This window comes from Cupriavidus basilensis OR16, assembly GCF_000243095.1.
GTDB classification, from domain to species: domain Bacteria; phylum Pseudomonadota; class Gammaproteobacteria; order Burkholderiales; family Burkholderiaceae; genus Cupriavidus; species Cupriavidus basilensis_D.
This window is the reverse complement of record NZ_AHJE01000044.1, coordinates 180,720-204,407: the sequence shown is the minus strand read 5'-3', so window position 1 is coordinate 204,407 and position 23,688 is coordinate 180,720. Positions and strand designations below refer to the sequence as shown.

Annotated in this window: 19 protein-coding genes and 4 pseudogenes; 11 read left to right on the top strand and 12 right to left on the bottom strand. The window is 67.7% G+C overall.

All coding sequences use genetic code 11. From position 1 onward, the window contains the following. Positions 1–116: 116 nt before the first annotated feature. The gene (locus OR16_RS17160) at positions 117–1,595 is read right to left on the bottom strand and encodes an SLC13 family permease (RefSeq protein ID WP_006159208.1); all 1,479 of its coding nucleotides are present in this window, start codon (positions 1,593–1,595) and stop codon (positions 117–119) included. A 145-nt stretch (positions 1,596–1,740) separates the two neighbouring features. On the opposite strand from OR16_RS17160, the gene OR16_RS45890 reads away from it, so the two are divergent. Genes OR16_RS45890 through OR16_RS41385 form a run of 5 tightly spaced genes read left to right on the top strand, consistent with a single transcriptional unit; the run spans position 1,741 to position 4,931 of the window. After that, on the top strand, positions 1,741–2,136 hold the full coding sequence (locus OR16_RS45890; RefSeq protein ID WP_237717089.1) for an AraC family ligand binding domain-containing protein: 396 nt from the start codon (positions 1,741–1,743) through the stop codon (positions 2,134–2,136). Further along, the gene (locus OR16_RS45885) at positions 2,102–2,539 is read left to right on the top strand and encodes a helix-turn-helix domain-containing protein (RefSeq protein ID WP_237717088.1); all 438 of its coding nucleotides are present in this window, start codon (positions 2,102–2,104) and stop codon (positions 2,537–2,539) included. The genes OR16_RS45890 and OR16_RS45885 overlap by 35 nt, the downstream gene beginning before the upstream one ends. Then, the gene (locus OR16_RS17150) at positions 2,536–3,600 is read left to right on the top strand and encodes an FUSC family protein (RefSeq protein WP_006159207.1); all 1,065 of its coding nucleotides are present in this window, start codon (positions 2,536–2,538) and stop codon (positions 3,598–3,600) included. Before OR16_RS45885 ends, OR16_RS17150 begins: the two co-directional genes overlap by 4 nt. 27 nt (positions 3,601–3,627) lie before the next feature. After that, on the top strand, positions 3,628–4,143 hold the full coding sequence (locus OR16_RS17145; protein WP_006159206.1) for a MarR family winged helix-turn-helix transcriptional regulator: 516 nt from the start codon (positions 3,628–3,630) through the stop codon (positions 4,141–4,143). Next, positions 4,140–4,931, top strand: a complete 792-nt coding sequence (locus OR16_RS41385) for a DNA alkylation repair protein (RefSeq protein ID WP_081488804.1) — start codon at positions 4,140–4,142, stop codon at positions 4,929–4,931. Before OR16_RS17145 ends, OR16_RS41385 begins: the two co-directional genes overlap by 4 nt. 114 nt (positions 4,932–5,045) lie before the next feature. On the opposite strand, the pseudogene OR16_RS17140 reads toward OR16_RS41385, so the two are convergent. From OR16_RS17140 to OR16_RS17130, 3 genes and pseudogenes are all read right to left on the bottom strand, one after another. Beyond that, positions 5,046–8,060, bottom strand: a pseudogene (locus OR16_RS17140) (efflux RND transporter permease subunit); the annotation flags it as partial. A 13-nt stretch (positions 8,061–8,073) separates the two neighbouring features. Further along, on the bottom strand, positions 8,074–9,285 hold the full coding sequence (locus tag OR16_RS17135; RefSeq protein ID WP_006159204.1) for an efflux RND transporter periplasmic adaptor subunit: 1,212 nt from the start codon (positions 9,283–9,285) through the stop codon (positions 8,074–8,076). A gap of 49 nt (positions 9,286–9,334) precedes the next feature. Beyond that, positions 9,335–10,597 carry a TolC family protein gene (locus OR16_RS17130; RefSeq protein WP_006159203.1) on the bottom strand — a complete coding sequence of 421 codons (1,263 nt, stop codon included), beginning with the start codon at positions 10,595–10,597 and terminating at the stop codon, positions 9,335–9,337. A 516-nt stretch (positions 10,598–11,113) separates the two neighbouring features. On the opposite strand from OR16_RS17130, the pseudogene OR16_RS41380 reads away from it, so the two are divergent. Further along, a pseudogene (locus OR16_RS41380) lies at positions 11,114–11,392 on the top strand (TSUP family transporter); the annotation flags it as partial. On the opposite strand, the pseudogene OR16_RS17125 reads toward OR16_RS41380, so the two are convergent. Continuing rightward, a pseudogene (locus tag OR16_RS17125) lies at positions 11,390–11,803 on the bottom strand (GFA family protein); the annotation flags it as partial. The pseudogenes OR16_RS41380 and OR16_RS17125 overlap by 3 nt on opposite strands. Positions 11,804–12,116: 313 nt before the next feature. On the opposite strand from OR16_RS17125, the gene OR16_RS17120 reads away from it, so the two are divergent. The 4 genes from OR16_RS17120 to OR16_RS17105 all read left to right on the top strand — a co-directional run bounded on the left by OR16_RS17120 (position 12,117) and on the right by OR16_RS17105 (position 15,242). After that, complete coding sequence (locus OR16_RS17120) at positions 12,117–12,305, top strand: hypothetical protein (RefSeq protein ID WP_006159201.1); 189 nt, start codon at positions 12,117–12,119, stop codon at positions 12,303–12,305. 258 nt (positions 12,306–12,563) lie between these two features. Then, positions 12,564–13,436 (top strand): hypothetical protein, encoded by an 873-nt coding sequence (locus OR16_RS17115; RefSeq protein WP_006159200.1) that lies wholly within the window; start codon positions 12,564–12,566, stop codon positions 13,434–13,436. A gap of 189 nt (positions 13,437–13,625) precedes the next feature. After that, on the top strand, positions 13,626–14,246 hold the full coding sequence (locus tag OR16_RS17110) for a hypothetical protein (RefSeq protein WP_006159199.1): 621 nt from the start codon (positions 13,626–13,628) through the stop codon (positions 14,244–14,246). 234 nt (positions 14,247–14,480) lie between these two features. Next, positions 14,481–15,242, top strand: coding sequence for an HAD domain-containing protein (locus OR16_RS17105; protein WP_006159198.1), 762 nt, complete (start codon positions 14,481–14,483; stop codon positions 15,240–15,242). Here the strand turns inward: OR16_RS17105 and OR16_RS17100 are convergent. The 6 genes and pseudogenes from OR16_RS17100 to OR16_RS17080 form a co-directional block, all read right to left on the bottom strand. Next, positions 15,217–16,083: a DMT family transporter gene (locus OR16_RS17100; protein ID WP_006159197.1), complete on the bottom strand. Its 867-nt coding sequence runs from the start codon at positions 16,081–16,083 to the stop codon at positions 15,217–15,219. The two genes, OR16_RS17105 and OR16_RS17100, sit on opposite strands and share 26 nt — an antisense overlap. A gap of 434 nt (positions 16,084–16,517) precedes the next feature. After that, positions 16,518–17,132, bottom strand: coding sequence for a hypothetical protein (locus OR16_RS17095; RefSeq protein ID WP_006159196.1), 615 nt, complete (start codon positions 17,130–17,132; stop codon positions 16,518–16,520). Beyond that, positions 17,129–17,764, bottom strand: coding sequence for an SCO family protein (locus OR16_RS17090; RefSeq protein WP_100227903.1), 636 nt, complete (start codon positions 17,762–17,764; stop codon positions 17,129–17,131). Before OR16_RS17090 ends, OR16_RS17095 begins: the two co-directional genes overlap by 4 nt. Next, a complete protein-coding gene (locus OR16_RS41375; protein WP_081488803.1) occupies positions 17,761–18,366 on the bottom strand; it encodes a c-type cytochrome in 606 nt (201 codons plus the stop codon). Before OR16_RS41375 ends, OR16_RS17090 begins: the two co-directional genes overlap by 4 nt. A 174-nt stretch (positions 18,367–18,540) precedes the next feature. Continuing rightward, positions 18,541–19,122 (bottom strand): annotated as a pseudogene (locus OR16_RS17085) (cbb3-type cytochrome c oxidase subunit II); the annotation flags it as partial. Between the two features lie 2 nt (positions 19,123–19,124). Then, positions 19,125–20,771, bottom strand: a complete 1,647-nt coding sequence (locus OR16_RS17080) for a cbb3-type cytochrome c oxidase subunit I (RefSeq protein ID WP_006159193.1) — start codon at positions 20,769–20,771, stop codon at positions 19,125–19,127. Between the two features lie 251 nt (positions 20,772–21,022). Between OR16_RS17080 and OR16_RS17075 the strand changes: the two genes are divergently transcribed. Beyond that, a complete protein-coding gene (locus OR16_RS17075) occupies positions 21,023–22,477 on the top strand; it encodes a PLP-dependent aminotransferase family protein (protein ID WP_006159192.1) in 1,455 nt (484 codons plus the stop codon). A gap of 54 nt (positions 22,478–22,531) precedes the next feature. Here the strand turns inward: OR16_RS17075 and OR16_RS17070 are convergent, their stop codons facing one another. Then, positions 22,532–23,512 (bottom strand): fimbrial protein, encoded by a 981-nt coding sequence (locus OR16_RS17070; RefSeq protein WP_237717087.1) that lies wholly within the window; start codon positions 23,510–23,512, stop codon positions 22,532–22,534. Positions 23,513–23,688 lie beyond the last annotated feature (176 nt).

Here is a 23,688-nt window from a genome sequence, read left to right as displayed (position 1 = left end):
GCCTTCTACAGTGGCGCTCGGCTTACCCGCATGCCCGTCTGCCTGGGACTGGGGGTTAACCAGAAGTCGAAGGCCGAGATCATGCCTCAGTTGGCGCAAGCTTGCTGGCGGCCAGTTCACGGCAGGTAGCCCAGCAACCGCCACCAGAAGTAGTCCAGCGGCAGCAGCACCAGCAAGGTCAGCGCGGCCAGCGCCAGGCATAGGCGGGTTCCGTCGCGCAGCCCCACGCCGCCGAGCTGCATGGCAATCACGATGGGCGGCGACTGGTAGGGGAAGAACACCGTGGAGAACACGGGGACCTGCAACATCAACACGGCTTCCAGCGACAAACCCGTGGCCTGCGCCAGCTGCTTGGCCAGCGGCGCGAGCACGGCCGGCAATCCGGGCAGCGTCGTCATCAGCCCCAGGCTCGCCCCGACCGCGCCGAGCGCGGCCACATTGGAGGCGGTATGCCCCGGCGAAAGAGGCAGCCAGCGCAGCAGCGCCGTGCTGATGGCGGTCCCCAGCCCGGTGGATTCCACCACCGCGCCCAGGCCGAGAAAGCCGGCCACATAGATCAGGGGCGTGAGGTGCACCTGCTCGGCCAGCATGCGCGAGGAAACCAGGCCCACGCCGGGCAGCAGGCAGACGATGCACGCGGCCAGCGAGATCCAGGCCGGCGAGACGCCGTGCAGCGTGTCCGTGGCAAACCCGGCCACGGCCAGCGCCAGGATGACCGCCAGCCACTTTTCCTGGCGGCTCGGCGCGCTCGCTTGCTCGCGGGCCAGCGCCGCGATCGGCCCATGCTCCGGAAACATGCGGCAGACCAGCCAGACCAGCATCACGGTCTTCAGCAAGCCGAGGATGGGGAAATGCAGCAGGAGATAACTGCCATAGCTCAGGTTGACGCCGTACAGCGAGCTGGCCGCGCCGAGCAGCACGCTGTTCGGGATATTGGCCGGCAGGATGGTGGTGGGCGGCATGTAGCTGGCGGCGGCCACCGTCAGCACCATGCCGATGCGGCCGTTGGAGCCGGGCGCGAAGCCTAGCCGGTCGGCCAGCGCCAGCACGATCGGCATCAGCAGCAGCACGCGTCCGGTGGTCGACGGCATCAGGAACGCCAGCCCCACGGCGCTCACCGCCACGGTGCCGATCACCTGGCGATAGCTGCCCACCCGGCCACGAAAGATGATGGCCGCCAGCCGCTGCGCCAGCCCGGTCTGGCGCAAGGCCACGCCTGTCACCGCGCCGCCGAACATGAGCCACCACGCGGTGGAGGCAAAGCCCGAGAACACCACCGAGGCCGGCGCCACGTGCAGCACGACGGCGCACAGGAAGAACAGCAGCGTCGTAGCCGGCTCGGGCAGCACGCCCAGCGCCCAGCAGCACACGGTGGAAAGCACCAGCGCCGCCGCCAGCAGCAGGCCGCCGGGTGCGCCGGTGGCGCGGCCCGCCAGCCATACCGCCGCCACGCACAGGGCGATGACCGTGGCGGCGCGCACGCTGTCCGATAGCTTGCCCGCGGCGGGGCCAGCGGCCGGGGGCGCCTTGGAGGCGGAGGGACTGACGGGAATACTGGCCGGGGGCGGCAAGCCGGGCTGACTGGTATTGCTCATGCGAGGGAACTCCATGGTGCCATGCGATGAGCGCCATCGTAGGGCGCGGCCATCTGGCCGGGTTACACTTCGCGGGCAATTTCTTACGAATGCCAGCCACACCCGAAACGCGCGCCCGAGCAGCGCCGACACTGCGCCAATACAGATGCCACGCACCACCTACCAGCCCGTTCCGCTGACCCAGCCTACCGCCGAGCAGCCCGTCATCGTGCACCTGCGCCTGCCGCCGCCCAACGCGATCATTCGCCGCCATCGGCATGCCTGGGGGCAGGTGTCCTTCCCCTCGCGGGGCAGCATCCGCGTGACCGCGGCCGGCACCACCTGGGTGGTACCGACCATGCGCGCGGTGTGGATTCCGCCGGATGTGGAGCACGAGGTGGTCACGCTGGGCGACGCGGCGCTACATGCCTGCTACGTGCTGCCCGCGGCGGCGCCCCTGTCGCTCACCACCTGCGCGGTCGTGGAAGTGTCGGCGCTGATGCGCAACCTGATGGTGGCGCTGACCGATGCGCCCGCTTGTCCGCGCGCCGGCGCCAGTTAAGCGCCGCCTTGCTGCTCGAGGAATTGCGGGCGGCCCCACGCTCTGGCCGGGATTGGCCCTGCCCACCGACCGCCGCCTTAAAGCGCTGTGCGATGCCTTGATGGAGCAGCCCGGCTCGGCACTGAGCCTGGCGCAATGGGCCGAACTGACGGGCGCCAGCGAGCGCACCTTGGCGCGGCTGTTCCGCACCGAGCTGCGCACCAGCTTTGCCGCCTGGCGCCAGCAGTTGCGGCTCGCGCACGCCGTGGACCTGATGAGCCGTGGCAAGCCGCTTGCGCACGTGGCGGCCGAAACCGGCTATGCCAATGCCGGCGCCTTCTCCACCATGTTCCGGCGCGCGCTGGGCCGGGCGCCACGAGATTTCCTGGCGACGGAGTCCCGCAATCACGGGGGCGGACATTGAGCGAAAAGACCCATCTTGCCAAGGCCATCCATTGGGCGGCCGGCGCGCAGGTGCATCCGCGCGAGATGCTCGCGGCAGCCCTGGGCATGGGCATGCCGCTGCTGCTGGCCGGCGCTGCCGGGCAGATCGCGCTTGGCCAGGCCGCCGCGCTCGGCAGCCTGGCGATCGGCGCCGGGGCGGTCGCCGGATCCGGCATCGACGCGCGGAACGAACCCCGCATCAAGCCGCTGGCAACCGTGCTTGCGCCGGTTGCCGCTGCCGCGGCCATCGCGGCCGTCGCGGCAGGCCGCGGCGCCCTGACCGATGTCATCGTCCTCTTGCTGGCCGGCGCGGCGGCCAGCATCAGCGGCTACAGCCGCCCGCTGGCGATCGCGGCCACGCGCTTCATCCTGTTCCTGATCATCGCCACAGGCGCGGCAAGCGCCGCGCCGCATCGGGCAGGATTTCTCCTGCTCACGCTGGCCGGCGCGCTCTGGACCTGCCTGCTGTGCCTGCTCATCGCGCCCGGGGCCAAAGCGCCGCCGCAGCCGGGCACGCCCTTGCCGATGCCCACCACGGCGCAACGCCTGCGGCGATGGCGGCGCACCCTATCGCAGTGGGCCGGATGGCAGTACACGTTGCGGCTGACGCTCGGCCTGGGCAGCGCCTGCGTGCTGCGCTGGCTGTTCCCGGGCCATCACTTCGAATGGATCGCGCTGAGCGTGGCGATCCTGCTGCAGCGGCAGCCCGAGGGCATCGCCGTGAAGACCACGCAGCGCGTGGCCGGCACCCTGCTCGGCGTGCTTGGCGCGAGCTTGCTGCTGGGCCACCAGCTCCCTTACTGGGTGCTAGCGTTCAACGCGGGATGGCTGGCGGGCATGCGGCTACTGCTGCGGTTGCGCAACTACCTGGCCTACTCGGCAGTCATGACCCCGCTGATGGTGATGATCATGGGCGCGAGCCAGCCGGCCGACAGCGGCATGCTGATGGACCGCGTGGCAGCCACGGTGATCGGGGCCGCCATTGTGCTGCTGGCCGACCGACTTGCCCTGAAGGCCGCGGGCAGCGCCCTTGCCAACTAGTTAGGCGCCATATAATATGGCGCCACTATGCAAGCACTCGAACAGAAATACGTCGCCCTGCTCAACGAAGCCGAACGACGCCGGTTGCCCGATCTGGACAGCATCCAGCTGTGCTTCCGGGCACTGTCGCTGGCCGCCACGATTGACCGCGACTGCGCTGCGCTGCTGGCTCCGCATGGCCTCACCGAAGGCCGTTTCGTGCTGTTGTTCCTGCTGAACGCGGCCGATGACGGGCTGGCGCCCAATACGCTCGCCAGCCAGGCCGGCGTCACGCGCGCCACCATCACCGGCCTGCTGGACGGGCTGGAGCGCGAGGCGCTGATCGAGCGCCATGCCGACACCACAGACCGGCGTGCCTTGACCATCCGGCTCACCCGCCGGGGCAAGCAAGTCGCCAAGACGGTGTTCGACGCGCATGGCCGCTGGATCGCCAGCCTGTTCTGTGACCTGTCCGCACAGGAGCGCGCCTTGCTAGACGGCCTGCTAGGCAAGGTTTCCGCGGGCATGGCCAAGCGCCATGGCGCGCCGGGAGATCCGGCATGAGCCCGTCAGCAGCCCGGCCGGCAACACGCAAGGGCGCGAGCCGGGCGGCGGACATTGCCGCCGACATCCTGGCCGCGCTGGAGCGTGGTGAGCTGCAAAGCGCCACGCTCACCGAATGCCTGGCGTTGAACCAGGTCACGCTGATGCGCGCGGTGTTTCCCAAGCTCCCGCCCACCGCCATCCGGCAAGCCGAGGCCGCCAGCCAGCTCGGCATTCTCAAGCGCATGGCCAGCATCGGCGCCATCCTCACGGCGCAGCTTGGCGCCGCGGGTATCGCACGTTGCCAGGGGCATCCATCGGATACCGTGCGCGGCTGGGCCTGCTTCATGGCCGGCATGCAGCCGGGCCTGGACCTGAACCTGAACCAGCGCCTCGCGGCCATCCGGGCGCTGGCCGACGACCCGCATTTCGGCGTGCGCGAATGGGCCTGGATGGCGGTGCGGCCGCATCTCGCGGCGGACCTGGACACCAGCATCGCGCTGCTTGCCGGCTGGACCGCATCGCCGTCCGAACGGCTGCGCCGTTTCGCCACCGAGGCGCTGCGCCCGCGCGGGGTGTGGTGCACGCACATCGCCGCGCTGAAGAAGCAGCCGGCGCAAGCCCTGCCGCTGCTGGACGCGTTGAAGGCCGACCCCTCGGCCTATGTACAGGACTCGGTGGCCAACTGGCTCAACGATGCGGCCAAGGACTGTCCCGACTGGGTGCGCAGCCTGTGCGAGCACTGGCTGCGAGGCGACCCGCCCGCCGCCACCCGCCGCATCTGCGCCCGAGCGCTGCGCAGCCTCTGATGAAAAAAAGCCCGCACCAAGGTGACGGGCTTTCGAGGCAGGCAACCACGGGAAGATCAGGCCGGCAGCGAATCCGACAAGCGGTTCTCCTTGCCATTGCCATTGCCATTGCCGCGTCAGCATGGTGGCGGTGATCAGGCCGCCGATGATAACGATGGCGAGCGGGCGCTGCGTCTCCGAGCCGATGGCGCGCGAGATGGCCATCGGGAACAGGCCCAGCATGGCCAGCATCGCGGTCATCAGCACCGTGCGCAAACGATCCATCGAGCCGGTCAGCACGGCCTGGCGTACCGGCATGCCTTCATCGCGCAGCTGGTTGAAGTAGGTCACCATCACCACGCCGTTCAGCACGGCCTGGCCGAACAGCGCGATAAAGCCGATCGCGGCCGACACCGACAGCGGAATGCCGGTGATGAACAGCGCGAACACGCCGCCGATCAGCGCGAACGGAATGTTCGAGATGATCAGGGTCGCGCTCTTGAACGACTTGAAGGCATTGAACAGCAGCAGGAAGATCACCAGCACCGACAGCGGCACCACGATCGACAGCCGCGCCATGGCGCGTTCCTGGTTCTCGAACTCGCCCGACCAGCTGATCTTGACATCGTCGGCCTTGACGTTCTTGGCGACCAGCGCCTGCATGTCCTTCACCACGCTGCCCATGTCGCGGTCATGGATGAAGATGCCGATGGAGGTGGTGCGCTGGCCGTTCTCGCGGCTGATGTTCATCGCGCCGGAAGCCGCGCGGAAGTGCACCAGTTGCGACAGCGGTACCTGCGCGCCGTCCGCCGTCTGCAGGAAGATGTTCGGCAGGTTCGGCAGCTGGCGCTCGTTAGGCTTGAGGCGCACCGCCACGCTGAAGTGCTTCTCGCCCTCCCACAGCTCGGTGGCCGCCTTGCCGGCCAGCGCGGTTTCCATCAGGTCCTGCACGTCGCCCACGTTGATGCCGTAGCGGGCTGCCTGGGCGCGGTCGAAGTCCAGCACGTACTGCGGCAGCTCGCCGTCGCGGTCGATAAAGGCACGCATCACGCCCTGGACCGATTGCACGTTGGCGAGGATCTGGTCGGCCACGCCCTTGTTCAGCTGCAAGCTGTCGCTCTGCACCTTGATCACGATCTGGCCCTTGATCTGGGAGATGCTCTCAAGAATGTTGTCGCGCACCGGCTGCGAGAAGTTAGGCTCGATGCCGGGCAGCTGGCGCAGGTTGGCGTTGATCTCGTTGATGATCTTGCGCTTGTCGTAGCCCGCGCGCCATTGCTTGTCGTTCTTCAGGTCGACCAGGATTTCGACCGTGTTGATCAGCTTGGGATCGGTGCCGTCGTCGGGGCGGCCCACCTTGGAGATGGTGGTATTGACCTCGGGCGTCTTGCGAATCACGCCACGCAGGCGGCGAGCCTGGTCGCGTGCTTCATCGATGGACACCGACGCCGGCAGGTCGAAGCTGACCCACATCGAGCCTTCGTCCAGCTCCGGCAGGAACTCGCTGCCGAGGAACTTGCCCACGCCAACGGTGGCCACCAGCAGGCCAAGGGCAATGCCCACCACGGTGCGCTTGTGGTCCAGCGCCCAGGCCAGCATCGGCTCGTACAGGCGCTTGCTATGGCGCACCACGAAATTGTCCTCATGGGCGATGTTCTTGGTCAGCAGCAGGTGGCACAGCAGCGGCACCAGCGTCAGCGAGATGATCAGCGAGCCAACCAGCGCGCCCGTCACGGTATAGGCCATGGGCGCGAAGATCTTGCCCTCGTGGCGCTGCAGCGTAAAGATCGGGATGTGCGCGGCAATGATGATGATCATCGAGAACACGGTCGGGCGGCCCACTTCGGTGGTGGCCTGCAGGATGGCGTGCATGCGCGCGCGGCTGTCCTTGATCTGGGCTTCCTTCAACTCGCCCAGCCGCTTGAAGATGTTCTCCACCACGATCACCGCGCCGTCCACGATGATGCCGAAGTCCATCGCGCCCAGCGACAGCAGGTTGGCGGGAATGCCCACCCAGGTCAGGCCGATGAACGTGGACAGCAGCGCCAGCGGGATCACCATCGCCACGATGGCCGCGGCGCGCACGTTGGCCAGGAACAGGTACAGCACGGCCATCACCAGCAGCGCGCCCTCGACCAGGTTGCCGAACACCGTGTGCAGGGTCTTGTCGATCAGCGTGGAGCGGTCGTAGTAGGGCACGATCTTCACGCCCTTGGGCAGGATCGAGTTGTCCAGCAGGTCGATCTTCTTCTTGAGCGCTTCGAGCACCAGCGAGGGGTTCTCGCCCTTGCGCATCACCACGATGCCCGAGACGATATCGTCCTCGTCATCCTGGCCCATCAGGCCCTGGGGCGGCGCGGAACCGGTCCTGATCTCGGCGATGTCCTTGACCAGGATCGGCGTGCCGTTGACTTCCGACACCACCACATCGGCGATATCGGCCGAGGTACGGAAGCTGCCCAGCGAGCGCAGCAGGAATTGCTGGCGCCCGTTGGCCACGGCGCCGCCGCCGGCGTTGGAGTTGGCGCGCTGCAGGGCGGTGAAGAGTTGCGCGAGCGAGATCTTGGCGTCGCGCATCTTCGCCAGGTTGGGGTTGACCTCGTACTGCTTGATGGTGCCGCCAATGGTGACAAGGTCGGCCACGCCAGGGACCTGGCGCAGGTTCTTCTCCACCACCCAGTCCTGCAGCGTGCGCAGTTCCTGCGCGCTGTAGCCCTTGCCGGTCAGGCGAAAACGGAAGATCTCGCCGATGGCGGTGGACAACGGCGCCAGCTCCGGCTGCACGCCGTCGGGCAGGTCCACCCCGCGCAGGCGCTCGATCACCTGCTGGCGGGCCACCACGTCGGTGGCCTTGTCATTGAAGGTGACCATCAGGAAGGACAGGCCGAACTGGGTGTGCGAGAACACCCGCACGGAGTTCGGCGTGCCGGCCAGCGCGGTCTCGATCGGGATCGTGACCTGGCGCTCGACTTCCTCGGCGGCACGGCCCGGGTACAGCGTGATGACGTTGACCTGGATGTCGGAGACATCCGGGAAGGCTTCGATCGGCAGGTTCTTGAAGGCCGCGAGGCCACCGCCGATGAAGATGGCAAGGCCGAGCCAGACGAACAGCTTCTGGTGCAGGGCGAAATGGACGATGCGCGAAATCATGGGGCGGTCTTCCTCACTGCTTCGCGCTGGCGCTGCTGGCTTCGCCAGCGCGCGCCGCGTTGACCGCGGTGGCGTCGCGCAGGATGTCCTGCAGGTACAGGTTGCCGTCGGTCACCACCACGTCGCCATCCTTGAGCCCGTCCACCGCCTCGGCCATGCCGGGCAGCGACACGCCAAGCTTGATCTGCTTGCGCTCGAAGCGGTTCTGCGCCGTGCGCACGAACACGAAGTGGTGGTTCTCGGCCAGGAACACGGCCTTGGACGGCACCGCGATCCCCTGGAAGGAGGCAGCCTGCAGCTTGGCGGTGACGAACATCTCCGCCTTCAGGCGACGATCCTGGTTGGGCACGGACAAGCGCACCTTGATGCTGCGCGCGGCGGGATCCACGTAATCGGCCACCTTGACCACCTTGCCGGCGAAGCTCTCGCCAGGATAGGCGGCCGACACCAGTTGCACGGTCACGCCGGGCTTGAACAGGGCGATATCGGCCTCGGCCGCGTCGACCTGCGCCCACAACTCGGTGGGATCGGTCACCAGGAACAGCGGCGCGGTGGGCGGCTGGTCGGGGCGCAGTTCCATGCCATTGTTGATATTGCGCTCCACCACCAGGCCATCGATCGGCGTGCGCAAGGCGAAGCGGTTGCTCGCGCCCTCGCCCTGCGCGCCGGCGCCGTACTGGCGCAAGGCAGCCTGGGTGCGCTGCAGGTCGGCGTTAGCCCGGGCGGCCTCGGCCTGGGTCTGCTCCAGGTCCTTTTGCGCCACGACGCCGGCACCGTACAGCTCGCGCTGGCGGGCCAGCGCCTTGCCGGCGTAAGCGGCGTCGGCTGCGGCCTTGCGGGCATCGGCCTGGGCCACGCCGAAATCGGTCGAGGTCAGCATGGCCAGCGCCTGTCCTGCCTTGACGTTGGTCCCCGGCTGCACCAGCACCTCGGTCACGCGGCCAGCAAACGGCGTCGACACGCGCACGGTGCGGTCTTCATTCCAGACCAGGCGGCCTGGCAGGCTCAGCATGCGCTCGCCGCCACTCTTGACGGCCTCGCCCACGATGCCGGGCAGGGTCCGCACGGAGGCCGGGAATTCAACGGTGTTGCCGCTGACCTTGGGTTCGTCGCTGGGGGGCGGGGCTTCGCTCTTGCCGCAGGCGGCGAGCGCCAGCGCGACCAGCGAAAGCGCGACCAGCCGGGCGGCGACACCATGGCGGGCCGCGGCACGTACGGGGGACATCGAAGCAGGCGTAGCAGTCATCGGGGCGGACATCGGAACAGACACGGAATTAAGGACGCGGTACATCGGGGCGAGCCTGGGAATTGGGTGAGGACTGCAGGGCGGCGCGGTAAGCCGACAGGGATTTGGCGAAATCGCCTTGCGCGTTGACAGCGTCCAGGCGCGTCTGGCGCAAGGCCCGGCGCGCATCGAGCAAGTCCAGCACGCTGCTGGCGCCCTTGGAATAGGCAAACTCGGCGCTGCCGGCGACGCTCTCCGCGGTCGGCACCACGCCTTCGACCATCTGCTTGAGCGACAGGCGTGCGGCTTCGAGCTGGTTGCGCGAGCGCTCCAGTTCGTTCTGTGCCTCGAGCAGCACACGGTTGCGGTCATCCAGCGCGGCGTAGTAATCCACCTCGGCGCGGCGGGCTTCGCCGCCAAAGCTGTGGCGCACGTACAGCGGGATCGACACGAACACGCCGAAGCTGTTGCCGCTGCCGGTCTGGTTGGCGGCCGAGACGGGGTAGTGCTCGGCCTGCGCGCCCACCGTGACATCCGGCACGCGCCCGGCGCGGGCCAGGTCGCGCGCGCTGCCGGCGGCGGCCAGGCGGGCCTCGGCCGCGGCCACGTCCGCACGGCGCTGCACGGTGTCGGCGTCGGGCTCGGGCACCGGCACGTCCAGGGCGGGCCAGTCAGGCGTCAGGCGATTGTCGGCCAGCGTGCCGGGCACGCCGATGGCTTGCGCCAGCGCGGCCTTGTCGCTGGCATGGTCGGCCATGGCGCTGCGCAGGTCGTTTTGGGCGCGCAGCGCATCGAGCTGCAGCTTGGCGACATCGGCGCGCGACACATCGCCAGCCTTCAACCGTGCCTCGTTGGCCTGCTGGGTGCGGCCGTAAAGCGCCAGCGTCTCATTGAGCACGGCAACCCGCTCCTGGCTCACCAGTGCCTCATAGAACGCCTGGTCAACCAGGCTCGCCTGCTGGGTGATCACCGCCTGCAGCACTTCGCCGGCAGCGCGGCTGGAGGCTTGCGCGGTATCCACGCGCAAGCCTCCCTTGTTGGCGGTCTCGATCACCTGGTCCACGCGCACGGTGGAGTCCACCGTCTTGCTGCGCGGGCCGCCCGAGTTGAAGCCGGCATGCGGGTTGATATTGGCCACGCCCAGGCTGAGCACGGGGTTGGGCCGCTGCGAAGCAATCTGGATATCGGCCTGGCTGGCCTCCACGTTGCGGCGCGCCGCGATGATATCGCGGTTGCAGCGCACGGCATCCACGCGCACCTGGGCGAGGGTCAGGGCCGCTTTGGACGGCGGCGCCACGCAAGGGCCGTCCATGGGCAAGGGTGCGCTTTGCGGCACATTTGTACCGGCCACGGCAGCGCCCGCGACGGCACCGAGAAGGCTTAGCAGCAGGAAACGAGGAATGGAAAAAGACACGATCAATCTGGCTCGGTTCGACTTAAGTGTGCGGTAAACGACCATGCCCGCCTATCGGTGCACCGAGTTAGCGAATATTCACGCATCTCCTTGGAACCCGACGTGTTCATGCCGGTATCCGGCATGGCGAACGATCTCACGAGCGCATTCAAACCGAACTGCATTACAAACGCCTTTCACGCAGCTAACAAATTTGGAGAAAACCGCTCGAACATCCTCGTTTCGAGGGAAAACCCTGACAGATACGCCGCATTCATGACAATGCGAAGTAGCCCGAGGGCGGGCGACCAAAGCCACGTATCATTACGCGCTTCGCGCCTTTTGCCTCCTCCGGAACACCGGCCCGAGGCGTTATCACTCACCCCGCACTGCACGCTCCCAGCCTGTCGCCGTTAGAAACGCCTCACGTATTCCATGCCTGACCATTCCCTGCTGCCGTCGATGCTGTCCGCCCTGTTGATCTTTGGCCTGGGAAGCGCGCTGGGCGCCGTGGGCGGGCTGTTCGGCATCGGCGGCGGGCTGATTGCGATTCCCGCGCTGGGCCTGCTCTATGGCATGGACCAGCAACTGGCGCAGGGCACCGCCCTGGTGATGATCGCGCCCAATGTGCTGATCGGCTTCTGGCAGTACCGCCGGCGCGCCGACATCGCGCTGCGCACCGCGGTCGTGCTCGGGCTGTCGGCGGTACTGGCCCCGCCCCTTGGGCACATCGACCCAGGGCGCGGCAAAATACAGCGCGGCCTCCACCACCTCCGACGGCTTGGGCAGCGGCGTATCGATGGCGGACGCCTGCGGATGCACCAGCTCCGGCCAGCGTGGATCCCAGAGCCATAGCGCGCTGCCGCATTTCAGGCAGAAATGCCGCTCGGCCGGCGAGCGGCGCGCGCGCTTGCCCGGCTCGCGCATCACCGCGTGATAGATGCCGATATGCTTTTTGCCGCGAACCTTCAGCGTGGCGGCATCACCGCCAAGGTTGATGGCATAGCCACCACCGCCCGCCGTCTTGCGGCAGATCGAGCAGTGGCAATGCATGAACGGATAAGGCGAGCCGGACTCCAGGCTGAAGCCGACCGCGCCGCAATGGCAGGAGCCTTCGAGATGCATGGGATCTCCGTTGAGGACAGGGCGCCTTCATTCTAGGAGGTGGAGCGCGGCCGGACACTCAAGCGCTAGCCTGCCGGCTCCTCCCAGTCAAGGCGCCAGATCGCCAGCAGCGTGAACAACCGGCCCCATTGGGCCCCAGCAGGCCCGTGATCTCGCCGCCCGCGACGCAGAAGGCAACCTCCTTCACCGCCGCCCGCGAGGGGAGGCTAGCTGGACAAGCCCCATCCAATATGGCATAAGAGTATGTGCTGCCTCAAAAAACGGCAGCACGCTTGCCAGGATTTCCCTCCTCCTCTCCTTCATTCGAGACCACATGCTCCTAGTCCCGCACCGCAACGCAGTCCGCCGCCATGCCATGCATGCGGTGTCGACGCGTGCGTGCGCGGCCAAGGGCGGCGTGCGCTCGCTCCGCGCCACACCGGCCGCGGTCAACACCTATGGTTTCGCCGCCGTGCTTTTCCAGGCCGTGCGGGGAAACCAGGACACACCAGCCAGGTCCTGACTTTCCCCGCACGGCACTTTGCCTGAGGGCGCGCGTCGCGCCCCTTGTCCAATGTGCAACCTGGGAGAAAAGCCATGTCTTCGTCTTCGATCTATCACAAGACCCTCTGTGCGATCGGCACCGTCGCCGTCGTCTACTTTCTCATCAATCTCTGATTGAGCGCGGGGCAGCGGCTTAGCCGTTGCCTCGTCATGGCCTTGCACCCCTTTTTCCTGCCGCGGCGCGTTCGCGGCATTCACTTCGCACGCCTTCATCGCCATGGAGCTCACCAAGAATTTTGTCAAAGCCAAGCGCCCCTGCGCCGATGGCTACCGCTGGTTCGTCCGCAACCGCCAGGGCGGCAGCGACTACCAGCACCTGCTCGACACCCTCGTCAATGACGGCCGCGTTGACGATGCCTGCTGGCTGCTGACGCAGTTCGGCCCTACCGACGCCGTACTCGCCGTGGACAGCATCGACGCCGATGCCGTGGTCTTTGCCGGCTCGCTGGTGGTGCGCGGCTGCATCGACGTCGGCACCACGCTGCGCGCCGGGGGCAGCATCCATGCCGGCGGCGGCATGCGCGCAGGCCGGGCCATCGTGGCCGGTGACAGCCTCGCGGCGGCCGGCGGCATCCACAGCGGCGGCGTGCTCGAAGCGGGCGGCGACATCAAGGCCGCATGGGGCATCGACGTGCAGGACGCGCTCACCGGCGGCGGCAACCTCAAGGCCGGCTGGGATGTGCTGTGCGGCGGCAAGATCGCGCTCGCCGGCAGCGCGGTGGTCGGGCAGGACCTGATCGGGCAAGCGGCCATTCACTGCGGCAAGAGCATCCGCGCCGGCGGCGTCATCGACGCGCGCCACACCGTGCGCGCCGGCCACGGCATCGAGTGTGGCGCCTCCATTCGCTGCGGCATGCACCTGGAGGCCGGCTGGGGCATCAAGGCGCTCGAGGCCATTGTTGCCGAATGCGCCATCAAGGCCGGCGAAGGCTTGCAGGCGCGCGACGAGATCCGCGCGGGCAGTGGCTACGGCGTGTACGCCGGGCTGGATGTGAGGGTCGACGCGTGGCCGGCGAGCGCAAAGGTGCTGGCGGCGCGCAAGCCCGAGGGGCTGGTGAGCGGATGGTGGGAGGAACCTGCCATGCGCTGAGAGGCCGCCCTCCGCCTTGCCCTTGTTTCTTTACCGTCTTCACCATTCTCACCTTCACTTTCACTTGGGAGATAAGCGATGTTCTACAAAATCCTGCTGGTCCTGGTCTTCTTCATGGTCGTGGTGTTCGCCCTGGCACGGGGCTTCCAGCACATGCCGGTGTAAGCGCCGCGCCTCCGGGAGAACGACATGTCCATCATGGCGCCGGCCACGGCGCACCCGTGGCTCGCGCGCAAGCACGAGCTGCGCATCGATGTCAGCCACCGCCCCGCCGAGCTCGACCAGGAGTTCGGCTCCATCTACGGCCGCCTGCACCGGCCGGGCGATCGTCTTCACGGCATCCCGGCCATCGCCACCGGCTCGCCCGGGCTGGTGATCCGCTACCGCGAGGCAGACGGCGAATACTACGTCTATGTGGAGGACGTGGCACGCAAGCGCCTGGCCGGCTACACGGTATTCAACCGCCTGATCGAGGTGGGACGGCGCGCGGACCGTTACGTGCGCGCGCCGCACTCCAAGTACGAGACGGCCTACCAGCGCCGTGGACTGGCCACCGCGATCTACCGCTGGGGGCTGGATGCCGGGCTTTGCCTGATGACCGGCGCGCGCCAGTCCACCGGCGCCAATGCCTTGTGGCATTCGCTGTCGAAGGACTATGAGCTCGGTTATGTGGATCTGCGCTACAAGACGCTGACCTATCTCGGGCAGGCGGTCAGCGGCGACGTGCACGACGACCTGCACACCCGGATGATCCTGCTGGGCAAGGGCTGGAGCATCGCGCGGCTGGCGGCAGCCACCGGCATGTTGTGAGGCCGCGCAGGCGCCGTATGCGGGCCGCCTGAAGATCGGATGGGGCCGGCCTAATTGTTTCCCGCCGAAACAACTAGGCCGGGCGAATCGCTGATTTTTACGAAGCCGCATCTCAAGTTACAGATATGTTGCAACTTAGGCACTTCCCGCCCCTCCAGATTTCCTCGGATGCGTCGTAATCTTCAAACGTGCCAACCGGCGCTGAAACCCGGCGCTGCAACCCAATAGGAAATCATGTCCGAACGCCTCATCATGCTTGACGTCCCCGGTGTCCTCTACTCGAGCCGCTCCGAGGCTCGGCTGGGCGGAATTCCCGATACCGGCACCCTGCGCGACGTCCGCTTCTTCGATCCCGTCGCGCTCGGTTTCGTGCGGCGCCTGTTCGGCCTGGCGGGTGCCCGCGTGGTGGTATCGGAGGGATGGCGCCGCGGCGTTCCCGCCGCCATCCTGCAGCAGCTCGACCTGCAGGTGGAAGGCATGACCCCCGACGTGCCCGGCGGCCATGCCGCGCGCATTGCGGCCTACTTCGCGCACCGTCCGGCACCGCAAGCCTTTGCCATTCTGAGCTGCGACTCGGCATCGATGCAGGATCCACAATATGCGCACCTGCTGCCGCACCTGGTCAGCGTGAATCCGGCCGAGGGCCTGACGCCGGCCAACTTCAAGCAGGCGCTGAACATGCTCGGCGTGGCATGCCCGTCCACCCTGTGCCTCGACACCCAGCCCGATGCGGGCCTCGAGGCCCGTCTGCAGCGGCTGCGCCGCCTGGCGAAGGAGCGCCCGCGCGCTTCGAGGTGGCACCGTTGCCGCGCCGCTGTTGCCATCCGTGCCGGCGCTCGTGTTGCCGGCGCAGCGCGCGGAAACCGTGCTGGCGCACGCCTGATACGCTGCGCTGCATCGCGAGCCGGCTCCGGCCGCGTTCACGCCAAAACGGCGCGAACGCGGCCGGTTCTGCTTCCAGGCTACCGGGCTATCGCGCGAGTGCTTTCTGGCTGAACACCAGCACCAGCCCGAGCACGATCGCCACCATGCCGGCCAGGCTCAGCGCGGCAAGGCGATTGCCCAGGAACAGGTAATCCATGAGCGCGGTCACGGCCGGCACCAGGTAGAACAGGCTGGTGACATTGACCAGGTTGCCTGCCTGGATCAGCCGGTAGAGCAGCAGCGTCGCGCCCACCGAAATCACCAGCGCGAGCCATCCCAGCGACAGCACGAAGCCCGCCGTGGGCGCCACCGCCATCGGCTGGAACGGCACGAACAGCAGGCACAGCGCCAGGCCCGCGCCGTATTGCAACGGCATCACGTCCAGCGGTGCTTGCCGGATGCGTTTTTGCAGGATCGCCCCGATCGTCATGCACGCCAGCGCGCAGAGCGCGAAGCCCATGCCCAGCGGCGAGATCCGCGCCATCCCGATGCCCTGGTAGACCACCAGCGCCAGCCCGCCCAACGCCACCGCCAGGCCTGCCAGCCGGCGCGCGGAAAAGCGCCGCTCCACCAGCAGCAAGGTCAGGATCGGCTGCACGCCAAGCAGCGTGGCCAGCACGCCCGGCGTCATGCCGCGCGCCAGCGCCAGCAGGTAGAAGATCGAGTACGCGCCGGTCAGCAACAGCCCTGCGCAGACCACCTGCCAGCGCGTGCCGGGCTCCGGCAGCCAGCGCCGCCGCCAGGCGGCAAGTACCAGCAGCACGGCCAGCGCCAGCCCGAAGCGCGCGGCCAGCAAGGCAAAAGCAGAAGCGTATTCCAGCCCGAGGCGCGCAAAGATGGCGCCACTGCTCCATAGCAGCACGAAGAGCGTGGTCGAGCCATGCGCGCTCAGTGCGTTCTTGTTCAAATCCATGAGTTTCACCTGTCACGGTAATCCGGAAACTCCGGCGTGCCCCGGGCACACTGACACCGCGCGCACACGAATGCGCCCTGGCATCAGGCGGGAACCAGCCGAAGAAGGAAGACGCCGAAAAAAGACGGGCTGACGATCAGCCCAGCACGGCTGGGGGCGGCGGCGCAAGGCCGGCCCGCGTGCGCGGCGCGGAAGTGACAGGCGGTGCGAGCGATACGAGCGTTACGAGCGTTACGAAGGCGGCGCACGGCCGCGCCGCGCCCGGACGGGTCGCGATGGCGGCAAAGGGGTTGTGCGCAGCGTGATGCATGGGAATCCGTAGGCAGGCTGGGGCGGAGAAACCAATCACCACCCGGGTCCCGGAGGACTGCGTAACGTTACACCACGCCAATTCGCATGGCAATGCTGTCCGGTTCGCCGGCGGCCGTGCGAGCCTAGGCGACCGGCTCGCGATCCACCGCTAGCCGGCTGGCCACGGCAAACAGCCACATCGCCAGCAAGGCCAGCCCCCACAGCACCAGCACCCGGCCCGCCGCCAGCTGCTCATCGACCAGGTAGGTGCTGCACAGCTGCGATTCCGCCTCCTGGTACAGCAGCCCGGCGCTCAGCATCATCCAGGCGCCATTGATGACAAAGAAGCCCTGCAGCACCGGGCCGGCGGCCTGCCACGAGGCGCGCGCCAGCAGCCCCGCGAGCACCATGCTTGCCACCTTGGCCATGCCCATGGGGCCCGCCAGCGTGGCTTCATCCAGCGCCACCGGCAGCATCCAGTAGCTGACGATGCACCACGCCGCCAGCAGGCCCGGCAGCCCCGCCGCGTTCCACGGCGCCAGCCAGGCCGCCAGCCGCGGGCCGGCGCAGCGCGCCGCCCACCAGCCGGCCAGCGCCAGCAGCGGCAGTTCCAGGCCCATATGCCTGACCATGCTCGCCTCCAGCCACGGGCGGAACAGCGCGGCCACGGCCAGCATCAAGCCGGGAAGCCAGGCTTGCCAGTGCGGCGCGAGCGCGAGCCGGCGGCGCGCTGGCGCGCATGCCTGCCGCGCCTTCACAGGCGGCTGCCCAGCACGTCGGCCAGCGCCAGGTCGGGCCGCTCCACATCGTAGGCAGCGGCCAGCAGGCCTTGCGCATCGACCAGGAACAGCGCGGCGTTGTGTGAGTAGCCGCCCAGCCCATCGGGCAGCACGACGACGCCGAAGGCATCGAGCAGGCCGCGCAAGCGCGCGGGCTCGGCCACCGTGGCGAAGGTCCACAGGGCAGGATCGGCGCCCAGCGTGCGCGCGTAGGCCCGCAGCGCGGAGGGCGTATCGCGTGCCGGGTCGAAGGAGATCGTCAGCAGGCGCACGTGGTCCTGCAGGCGGCGCTCGCGCAACTGCGCCTGCAGCCACGCCTGCCCCGACGCGCTGGTGCGGCAAATTGCCATGCATTGCGTATAGACGAAGGCCACCAGCGTGACGGGCCTGTCACTGCCCCGCGCCGTCAAGCCGCCGAACGCGTGCTTACTGCCCGCCTGGTCGACCAGCGCCAGCGCCGGCAGCACGCGCGGCGCGCGCGCCAGGTCCAGGCGCCGGGCACCATCGGCGCTGACCGTGCGCAGCCCGCGCGTAGTGGCGAACACCGCCGCGCCGGCCAACACCAGCACGAGCGCAACCATCGCCAGCGTCCTGCTCCACGCTCGCGTCATGGCTTGGCGGCACCTCCCGCGCTCATGAACGCCTGCAACGCGTCGCCGCCGTGCCAGGGCGCCTGCTGCGCACCGGACGCCGCGCGCGCCGCCGCTATCTGCGCGGCCTCGACCGGCGCGGCGCCATTCCCCCACTGGCTGCGGATATGCGTGGCCAGTGCCGCGATCTCCTGGTCGGAGAACTGCTCGCCAAAGGCCGGCATGGCGCCGTTGTAGGTGGTCCCGAGCACGTCCAGCGGGCCGGTCATGCCGTGCAGCAGGATCTGCGCGAGCCGAGCCGGATCGTCGTTGACCCAGGGCGAGCCGGCCAGCGGCGGGAACACGCCTGGGATGCCTTGTCCGCTGGCCTGGTGGCAGGCCTGGCAATTGGCGGCGAACAACTGCTTGCCGTCGGCCACGCGGCCCTGCCCGGCGGGCGCTGCCAGCGCGGCCAGGTCGCGCCGGTCGCCCAGCGCGGCGCTGCCGTCGGCGCGCTCGATCAGGATGTAGCTGATGGCCCAGACCAGCAGGCCGCACACCAGCGCCAGCACGATCCTGGGCACCGGGTTGTGCTGCTCGACGGGATCGGCGTTCTCGGTCTTATGGGCTGGCGAGGGGGTCATCTTGGCTGGCTTGCGCTCCGGCCGCGGGCGGCGTCGGCGAACTGGAGTTGGGTTGAGAAGAAGCGATCGCACCGAACGGGTCGGACGGCGCAATCGAAACGGATGCCAGCGTGGCGCGCCCTGGCGGGGGCGGGCTGCGTCGGTTGCGTCGGCTGCATCGGCTGCACCCGCCTGCTCCACCACCGGGTAGGTGTGGCGCAGGCCGGTCAGGTAGGCCACCAGGTCCAGCGCCTGGGGCGTGGCCACCACCACCTTGCCGGGCGGCACCGTGCCGCCCGGCAGCGCGACCACCTTGTCGCTCTTGCCAAGCGCGCCTTCCGGCTTCAGGTCGAACAGGAACGGATAGCTGGGCATGATGCTGTCCGCCACATAGGCGCGCGGCTGGTAGAGATGGCCCAGGTGCCAGTCGGCGCTCGGCTGGCGCACGCCGATGTTGAACAGGTCCGGGCCGGTGCGCATGGTGCCGAGCAGGGGCGGGCTGTCGTAGTGGTAGTCCGCCGCCACGGACGGGCGGCCCCAGCCGCGCGCGCCGTCGGCACGGCCAGCGCCGGTGGAACTGGGCTGTTGCGTATGGCAGGCGATGCAGCCGTTGGCGAGATACACCTCGCGCCCGCGCAACTGCTCGCTGGTGTAGGGCGCCAGCGCCGCTGGCGCGGGCACATCCTTGAGTTGCAGGAACGGCACCACGATCATGGCCGAGGTGGCGAGCGAGAGCGTGACCATGGCCCCGCCCACAAGTTTGAGTTCGTTTTCCATGTTCAGGCAGCCGCTTGGGAAACCATGCGATCGGTCTGCGCAAGCGCGGAGGGACGCAAGACCATCAAGGCAAAGTGGAAGGCAAAGACCAGGTGCCCGAGCGTCATCAGCGCGCCGCCAAGCGAGCGCCCCTGCAGCCAGGGCAGCGTGACCGTCACCGATTCCATGAAGGGACGCGCCGGGTCCAGCAGCGCCAGGCCCTGCAGCACGCCGCCGATGCTCAGCGTGACGAGGTAAGTGGAGAAGCCCGCCACCACCAGCCAGAAATGCAGCGAGATCAGTGCGGGCCGGGGCCACGGCGCGTCGACGATGCGCGGCAGGGCAAAGTAGATGCCGCCGAAGATCACCATGGACACGAAGCCGTACATGCCCAGGTGCGCGTGCGCCACGGTGAAGTGCGTGAAGTGCGTCACCGCGTTAAGCGAGCGCAGCGCCTCGAACGAGCCCTGCACCGACGCCAGCGTGTACATGATGGCGCCGAACACGATGAAGCGCAGCGTAGCCGAGTGGCGCAGCGCGCCGAAATGCCCCTTGAGCGTGAGGTGCTGGTTCACCGAGAACGCGGTCACCGGGATGATCATCATCACGCTCTGCACGATCGACAGCGTGATCAGCCACGGCGGAATCGGGCCGCCGATCAGGTGGTGCGCGCCGACCTGGCCGTAGAAGAACGCCAGCGTCCAGAAGCCCAGCAGCGACAGGTTGTACGAACGCACCGGCCGCCCGATCACCTTGGGCAGGAAGTAATAGACCGAGGCGAGCGACAGCGGCGTATAGAACAAGCCCAGCACGTTGTGCCCGAACCACCAGTTCATGGTGGCCTGCTCCACACCGAAATGCACGCCCGGGATCTTGGCCACCACGTACAGCACCGGAAACCAGAACAGCGCCGCGCCGATGTACCAGACCGACACGTACAGATGATGGACGCGGCGCTTTTGCAGCATGAATGCCAGCGGCAAGCCGATCATCATCCCGCCGAGCGCGAACAGCAGGCCCACCTGCCACGGGATCTCCAGCCACTCCAGGCCGGCATTGATGCCGATGGCGATGCTGCCCAGCCCGGCCACCAGCCCCGCGTTCCAGACCAGCGCGCCGATCATGGCGAAGCGCCCGCCCAGCAGCGGCGTGCGCAGCAAGCGCGGCAGCATCCACAGCGTCAGCCCGAGCAGCCCCATCGGCGCCCAGCCATAGGCCACCGCGTTCAGGTGCAGCGTGCGCAGGCGGCCAAAGGAAAGCCAGGCCTGCTCGGTCAGCAGGTCGGGCATATGCAGCTTGAGCGAACTGAGCAGGCCGGCGGCGGATGCCACCACCAGCCAGACCACGGCGCAGCACAGCATCAGCAGCGCCGGCAGGGCGCTGGAGCGATCGGCCTCATGCCGCGCGGCCAGCTCCGCCTCGAGATCGGCGCGCGCGGCGGCGGTGGCGGCAGGCGCCTCCCGGCTGGACGCCGCGCCCGCCCAGAGCGCCTGGCGCTGTGCCGCGTCGCTCGACGGCTCCTCCGGCTGGCCGACCTCGCCGGGCGCGAAGATGGTGCGCGCGCCCGCGGCTTCGAGATCGAACAGGCCCTTGCGCAGCGACCAGATAAAGGCAAACAAGCCACCGACCGACAGCAGGAAGGTAGCCAACAACAGACTCGTGGGATCCATGGATTTCCTTGCACTCCGCACGGCGGCGCCGTGACCGCCATGACTTAGGGACAGCGCTGAATGCTAAGGAGGCAAGGCCGGTCCGAACAGAATCAGAGCCAACCGATTCGACCGGATCAGATGGATACGGGCGTGACATGTTGCCGCAGCAAGTGCGCGGAATCCGCAAAATCTGGTGGCGCCATGCCGCGCCGCGCGCTGATACGATACAGTCGCAGGAACCCAGCCATGCGACAAACAGCAGATCTCCGATGCCGTCCAGCCAACCAGACAAGCCCAGCCAGCCCGGCACGCTCTACGAAATGCTGGCCGACGATATCGCGCACTCGATCCAGGCTGGCACCCTGCGGCCCGGCGACCGCCTGCCCTCCGTGCGCCATGCCAGCGCCAGCCGCGGACTCAGCCCCTCCACGGTGTTCCAGGCTTACTACCTGCTGGAGGCGCGCGGCCTGATCATCGCGCGCCAGCGCTCCGGGTACTTCGTGGCGAGCACCAGCCGCGTGCGGCCGCCCGAGCCCGAGGCCGCGTCGCAACCGGCGGAAGAATCCACCGCGCTGAATGTCAGCGAGCTGGTCTTCGATGTGCTGGCGTCGGCCAAGCAGCGCGAACTGGTGCCTCTGGGCTCGGCGTTTCCCAGCCCGCTGCTGTTTCCGCTGCCACGCCTCGCCAAATCCATGGCGGCCGTGATCCAGCACCTGGACCCGTGGAGCTCGGTGGACGACATGACGCCGGGCAATGCCGGCCTGCGCCGCCAGATCGCGCTGCGCTACCTGATCGACGGGCTTACCGTGCATACGGACGAGATCGTCATCACCAACGGCGCGCTGGAAGCGCTGAATCTGTGCCTGGCGGCCGTCACGCGTCCGGGCGACGCGGTCATCATCGAGTCGCCCACCTTCTACGGCGCGCTGCAGGCGCTGGAGCGCCACGGCCTGCGCGCCATCGAAGTGCCCACGCACCCGCGCGAAGGCATCGAGCTCGATGCCCTCGCCCGCGCGCTGGAGCGCCATCGCCCGAGCGCATGCTGGCTGATGACCAATTTCCAGAATCCGCTAGGCAGCCTGATGCCCGACGACAAGAAGCGCGCACTGGTGCAATTGCTGGCGCGCTTCGCAGTGCCGCTGATCGAGGACGACGTCTACGGCGAGCTGTATTTCGGCGCCAAGCGCCCCACCCCGGCCAAGGCATTCGACACGCAGGGGCTGGTGATGCACTGCGGATCGTTCTCAAAATGCCTGGCGCCGGGCTACCGGATCGGCTGGGCCGCGCCCGGACGCTTCGCGCGCGAGGTGGCACGGGCCAAGCTCACCAGCACGTTGACGGTGGCCGCGCCGACGCAGGCGGCCCTGCTCAACTACCTGGAGAAGGGCGGGTATGACCGCCACCTGCGCCAGTTGCGCCAGGCGCTGGCGCAGCGGCAGGACGCCTTCGCGCAGGCCATCGCGCGGCATTTCCCGGCGGGTACGCGGGCCACGCGGCCGGCTGGCGGGTATTTCCTGTGGATTGAAATGCCGGCGGGCACCGATAGCCTGGCCTTGCACCGCTACGCGCTTTCGCATGGGATCAGTATTGCGCCCGGGCCGATTTTCTCCGCGCACGGCGGGTTTCGGCACTGCCTGCGGATCAATTGCGGGCACGATTTCGATGCGCGCACGGATGCGGCGCTTGCTACGGTGGGGAGACTGGCCAGGCTGACGGTGGAGTAAGCCCTTGGGAGGGAGCCCGGGGAATGGCGCAAAGCCCGCTGCGCCGGTCTCTATTTATTGATAGTCGATCAGGACGCTGACAGCGCCCCTGATGGTGCCGGCCGTGACAACAGGCTTTGTCTGGACGTAGGAGGCGGAGAGGGGGATCGAAAAGGATCCGCCGGTTGACTGAACATAGTCGGTCACCGCCATGGAACGGTCAAAGGCGATGGGGACGTTCTGCTGATCGGCGAGCCGGATGGCCACGCCGGTGGCGGTTGAACCGCTCAGGGGTGCCAATGTGCCGGGGAAATTCGCGACGGTGCCGGAGACCGGCGTGAACGAATAGCCGACCCGATAGAAACCAGCGGGACAGTTGTTCAGGCGAAGCTGGAAAGCCGTCGTGCCGATGGCCGTGCCGACACCCCTGAACCCGGGCGCCAGCGCCGGAGGCAACGTGATGGTCTGGTCAGGTGTGCTGCAGGTACCCTTGATCGGCGTAATCTTACCGCTAAGATCGATACTGGCGAATCCTCCATAATCATTGCTCGACTTGCAAGAATTGCCAGCAGGCACAGATCGTGCGCATAGGTTGAAATATCCCGGATACGCGTTCGACTTCAAAGAGCCTTCGATGAACGTGCGCGCATCGCGCAACAACTGAACCTCGATCGCGCTGACCTCTGTGACGGAGGGAAGGTTGCCACCGGATACGGCTTGCCCGTTGATCAGGAGGCGGGTGGAGATGCCCGAGACGTTGGTTGTGATGATGGGACCCAGCGAAGGAACGCTCCCCCCGTTGTACCACAGGGCGACGCTGCCCAACTTGCATGTCGGCGCTCCGCAAGCTTGCCCGGGCGAAATGAAATGACGACCGACGACGGTGCCCACAGGCGTGGTCGAGGGCAATGCGATCTGCTGCCCGAACGCGCTGATCGCAGTAACGGCAGCAGCGGCGCTGGCCGGCATCAGCAACGCGGCAACGAGGCTGGCAATGCGCCAGCCTCGTTGCCCTCGAAAACACCAGCCGATTGCGTTCCTTCTTCGTTTCGTCATTTTGTCACTTGGTCATTTGCGTTTCTCGGATGCGATTGATGCGATTGATGCAGCCGTTGCGATTATCTATGAATCCTCAACCACCAGATATAGGACAGGTATTAAATACTCGCTCTTTCCTGGTCAAATCCAAAATGGGTTGCATTCGAGAACATCTGGAGATCGCTGCGCCGATC

What these genes read in the sequence shown, in the direction of transcription:
- OR16_RS17145 (WP_006159206.1), top strand. Translation starts at nt 3,628, where the DNA reads ATGCAAGCACTCGAACAGAAATACGTCGCCCTGCTCAACGAAGCCGAA.
- OR16_RS17110 (WP_006159199.1), top strand. Translation starts at nt 13,626, where the DNA reads ATGTCCATCATGGCGCCGGCCACGGCGCACCCGTGGCTCGCGCGCAAG.
- OR16_RS45890 (WP_237717089.1), top strand. Translation starts at nt 1,741, where the DNA reads ATGCCACGCACCACCTACCAGCCCGTTCCGCTGACCCAGCCTACCGCC.
- OR16_RS41375 (WP_081488803.1), bottom strand. Translation starts at nt 18,366, where the DNA reads ATGACCCCCTCGCCAGCCCATAAGACCGAGAACGCCGATCCCGTCGAG.
- OR16_RS17130 (WP_006159203.1), bottom strand. Translation starts at nt 10,597, where the DNA reads ATGGACGGCCCTTGCGTGGCGCCGCCGTCCAAAGCGGCCCTGACCCTC.
- OR16_RS17090 (WP_100227903.1), bottom strand. Translation starts at nt 17,764, where the DNA reads ATGACGCGAGCGTGGAGCAGGACGCTGGCGATGGTTGCGCTCGTGCTG.
- OR16_RS41385 (WP_081488804.1), top strand. Translation starts at nt 4,140, where the DNA reads ATGAGCCCGTCAGCAGCCCGGCCGGCAACACGCAAGGGCGCGAGCCGG.
- OR16_RS17115 (WP_006159200.1), top strand. Translation starts at nt 12,564, where the DNA reads ATGGAGCTCACCAAGAATTTTGTCAAAGCCAAGCGCCCCTGCGCCGAT.
- OR16_RS17075 (WP_006159192.1), top strand. Translation starts at nt 21,023, where the DNA reads ATGCCGTCCAGCCAACCAGACAAGCCCAGCCAGCCCGGCACGCTCTAC.
- OR16_RS17120 (WP_006159201.1), top strand. Translation starts at nt 12,117, where the DNA reads ATGCTCCTAGTCCCGCACCGCAACGCAGTCCGCCGCCATGCCATGCAT.
- OR16_RS17100 (WP_006159197.1), bottom strand. Translation starts at nt 16,083, where the DNA reads ATGGATTTGAACAAGAACGCACTGAGCGCGCATGGCTCGACCACGCTC.
- OR16_RS17070 (WP_237717087.1), bottom strand. Translation starts at nt 23,512, where the DNA reads ATGACGAAACGAAGAAGGAACGCAATCGGCTGGTGTTTTCGAGGGCAA.
- OR16_RS17105 (WP_006159198.1), top strand. Translation starts at nt 14,481, where the DNA reads ATGTCCGAACGCCTCATCATGCTTGACGTCCCCGGTGTCCTCTACTCG.
- OR16_RS17080 (WP_006159193.1), bottom strand. Translation starts at nt 20,771, where the DNA reads ATGGATCCCACGAGTCTGTTGTTGGCTACCTTCCTGCTGTCGGTCGGT.
- OR16_RS17160 (WP_006159208.1), bottom strand. Translation starts at nt 1,595, where the DNA reads ATGAGCAATACCAGTCAGCCCGGCTTGCCGCCCCCGGCCAGTATTCCC.
- OR16_RS17135 (WP_006159204.1), bottom strand. Translation starts at nt 9,285, where the DNA reads ATGTCCCCCGTACGTGCCGCGGCCCGCCATGGTGTCGCCGCCCGGCTG.
- OR16_RS45885 (WP_237717088.1), top strand. Translation starts at nt 2,102, where the DNA reads ATGCGCCCGCTTGTCCGCGCGCCGGCGCCAGTTAAGCGCCGCCTTGCT.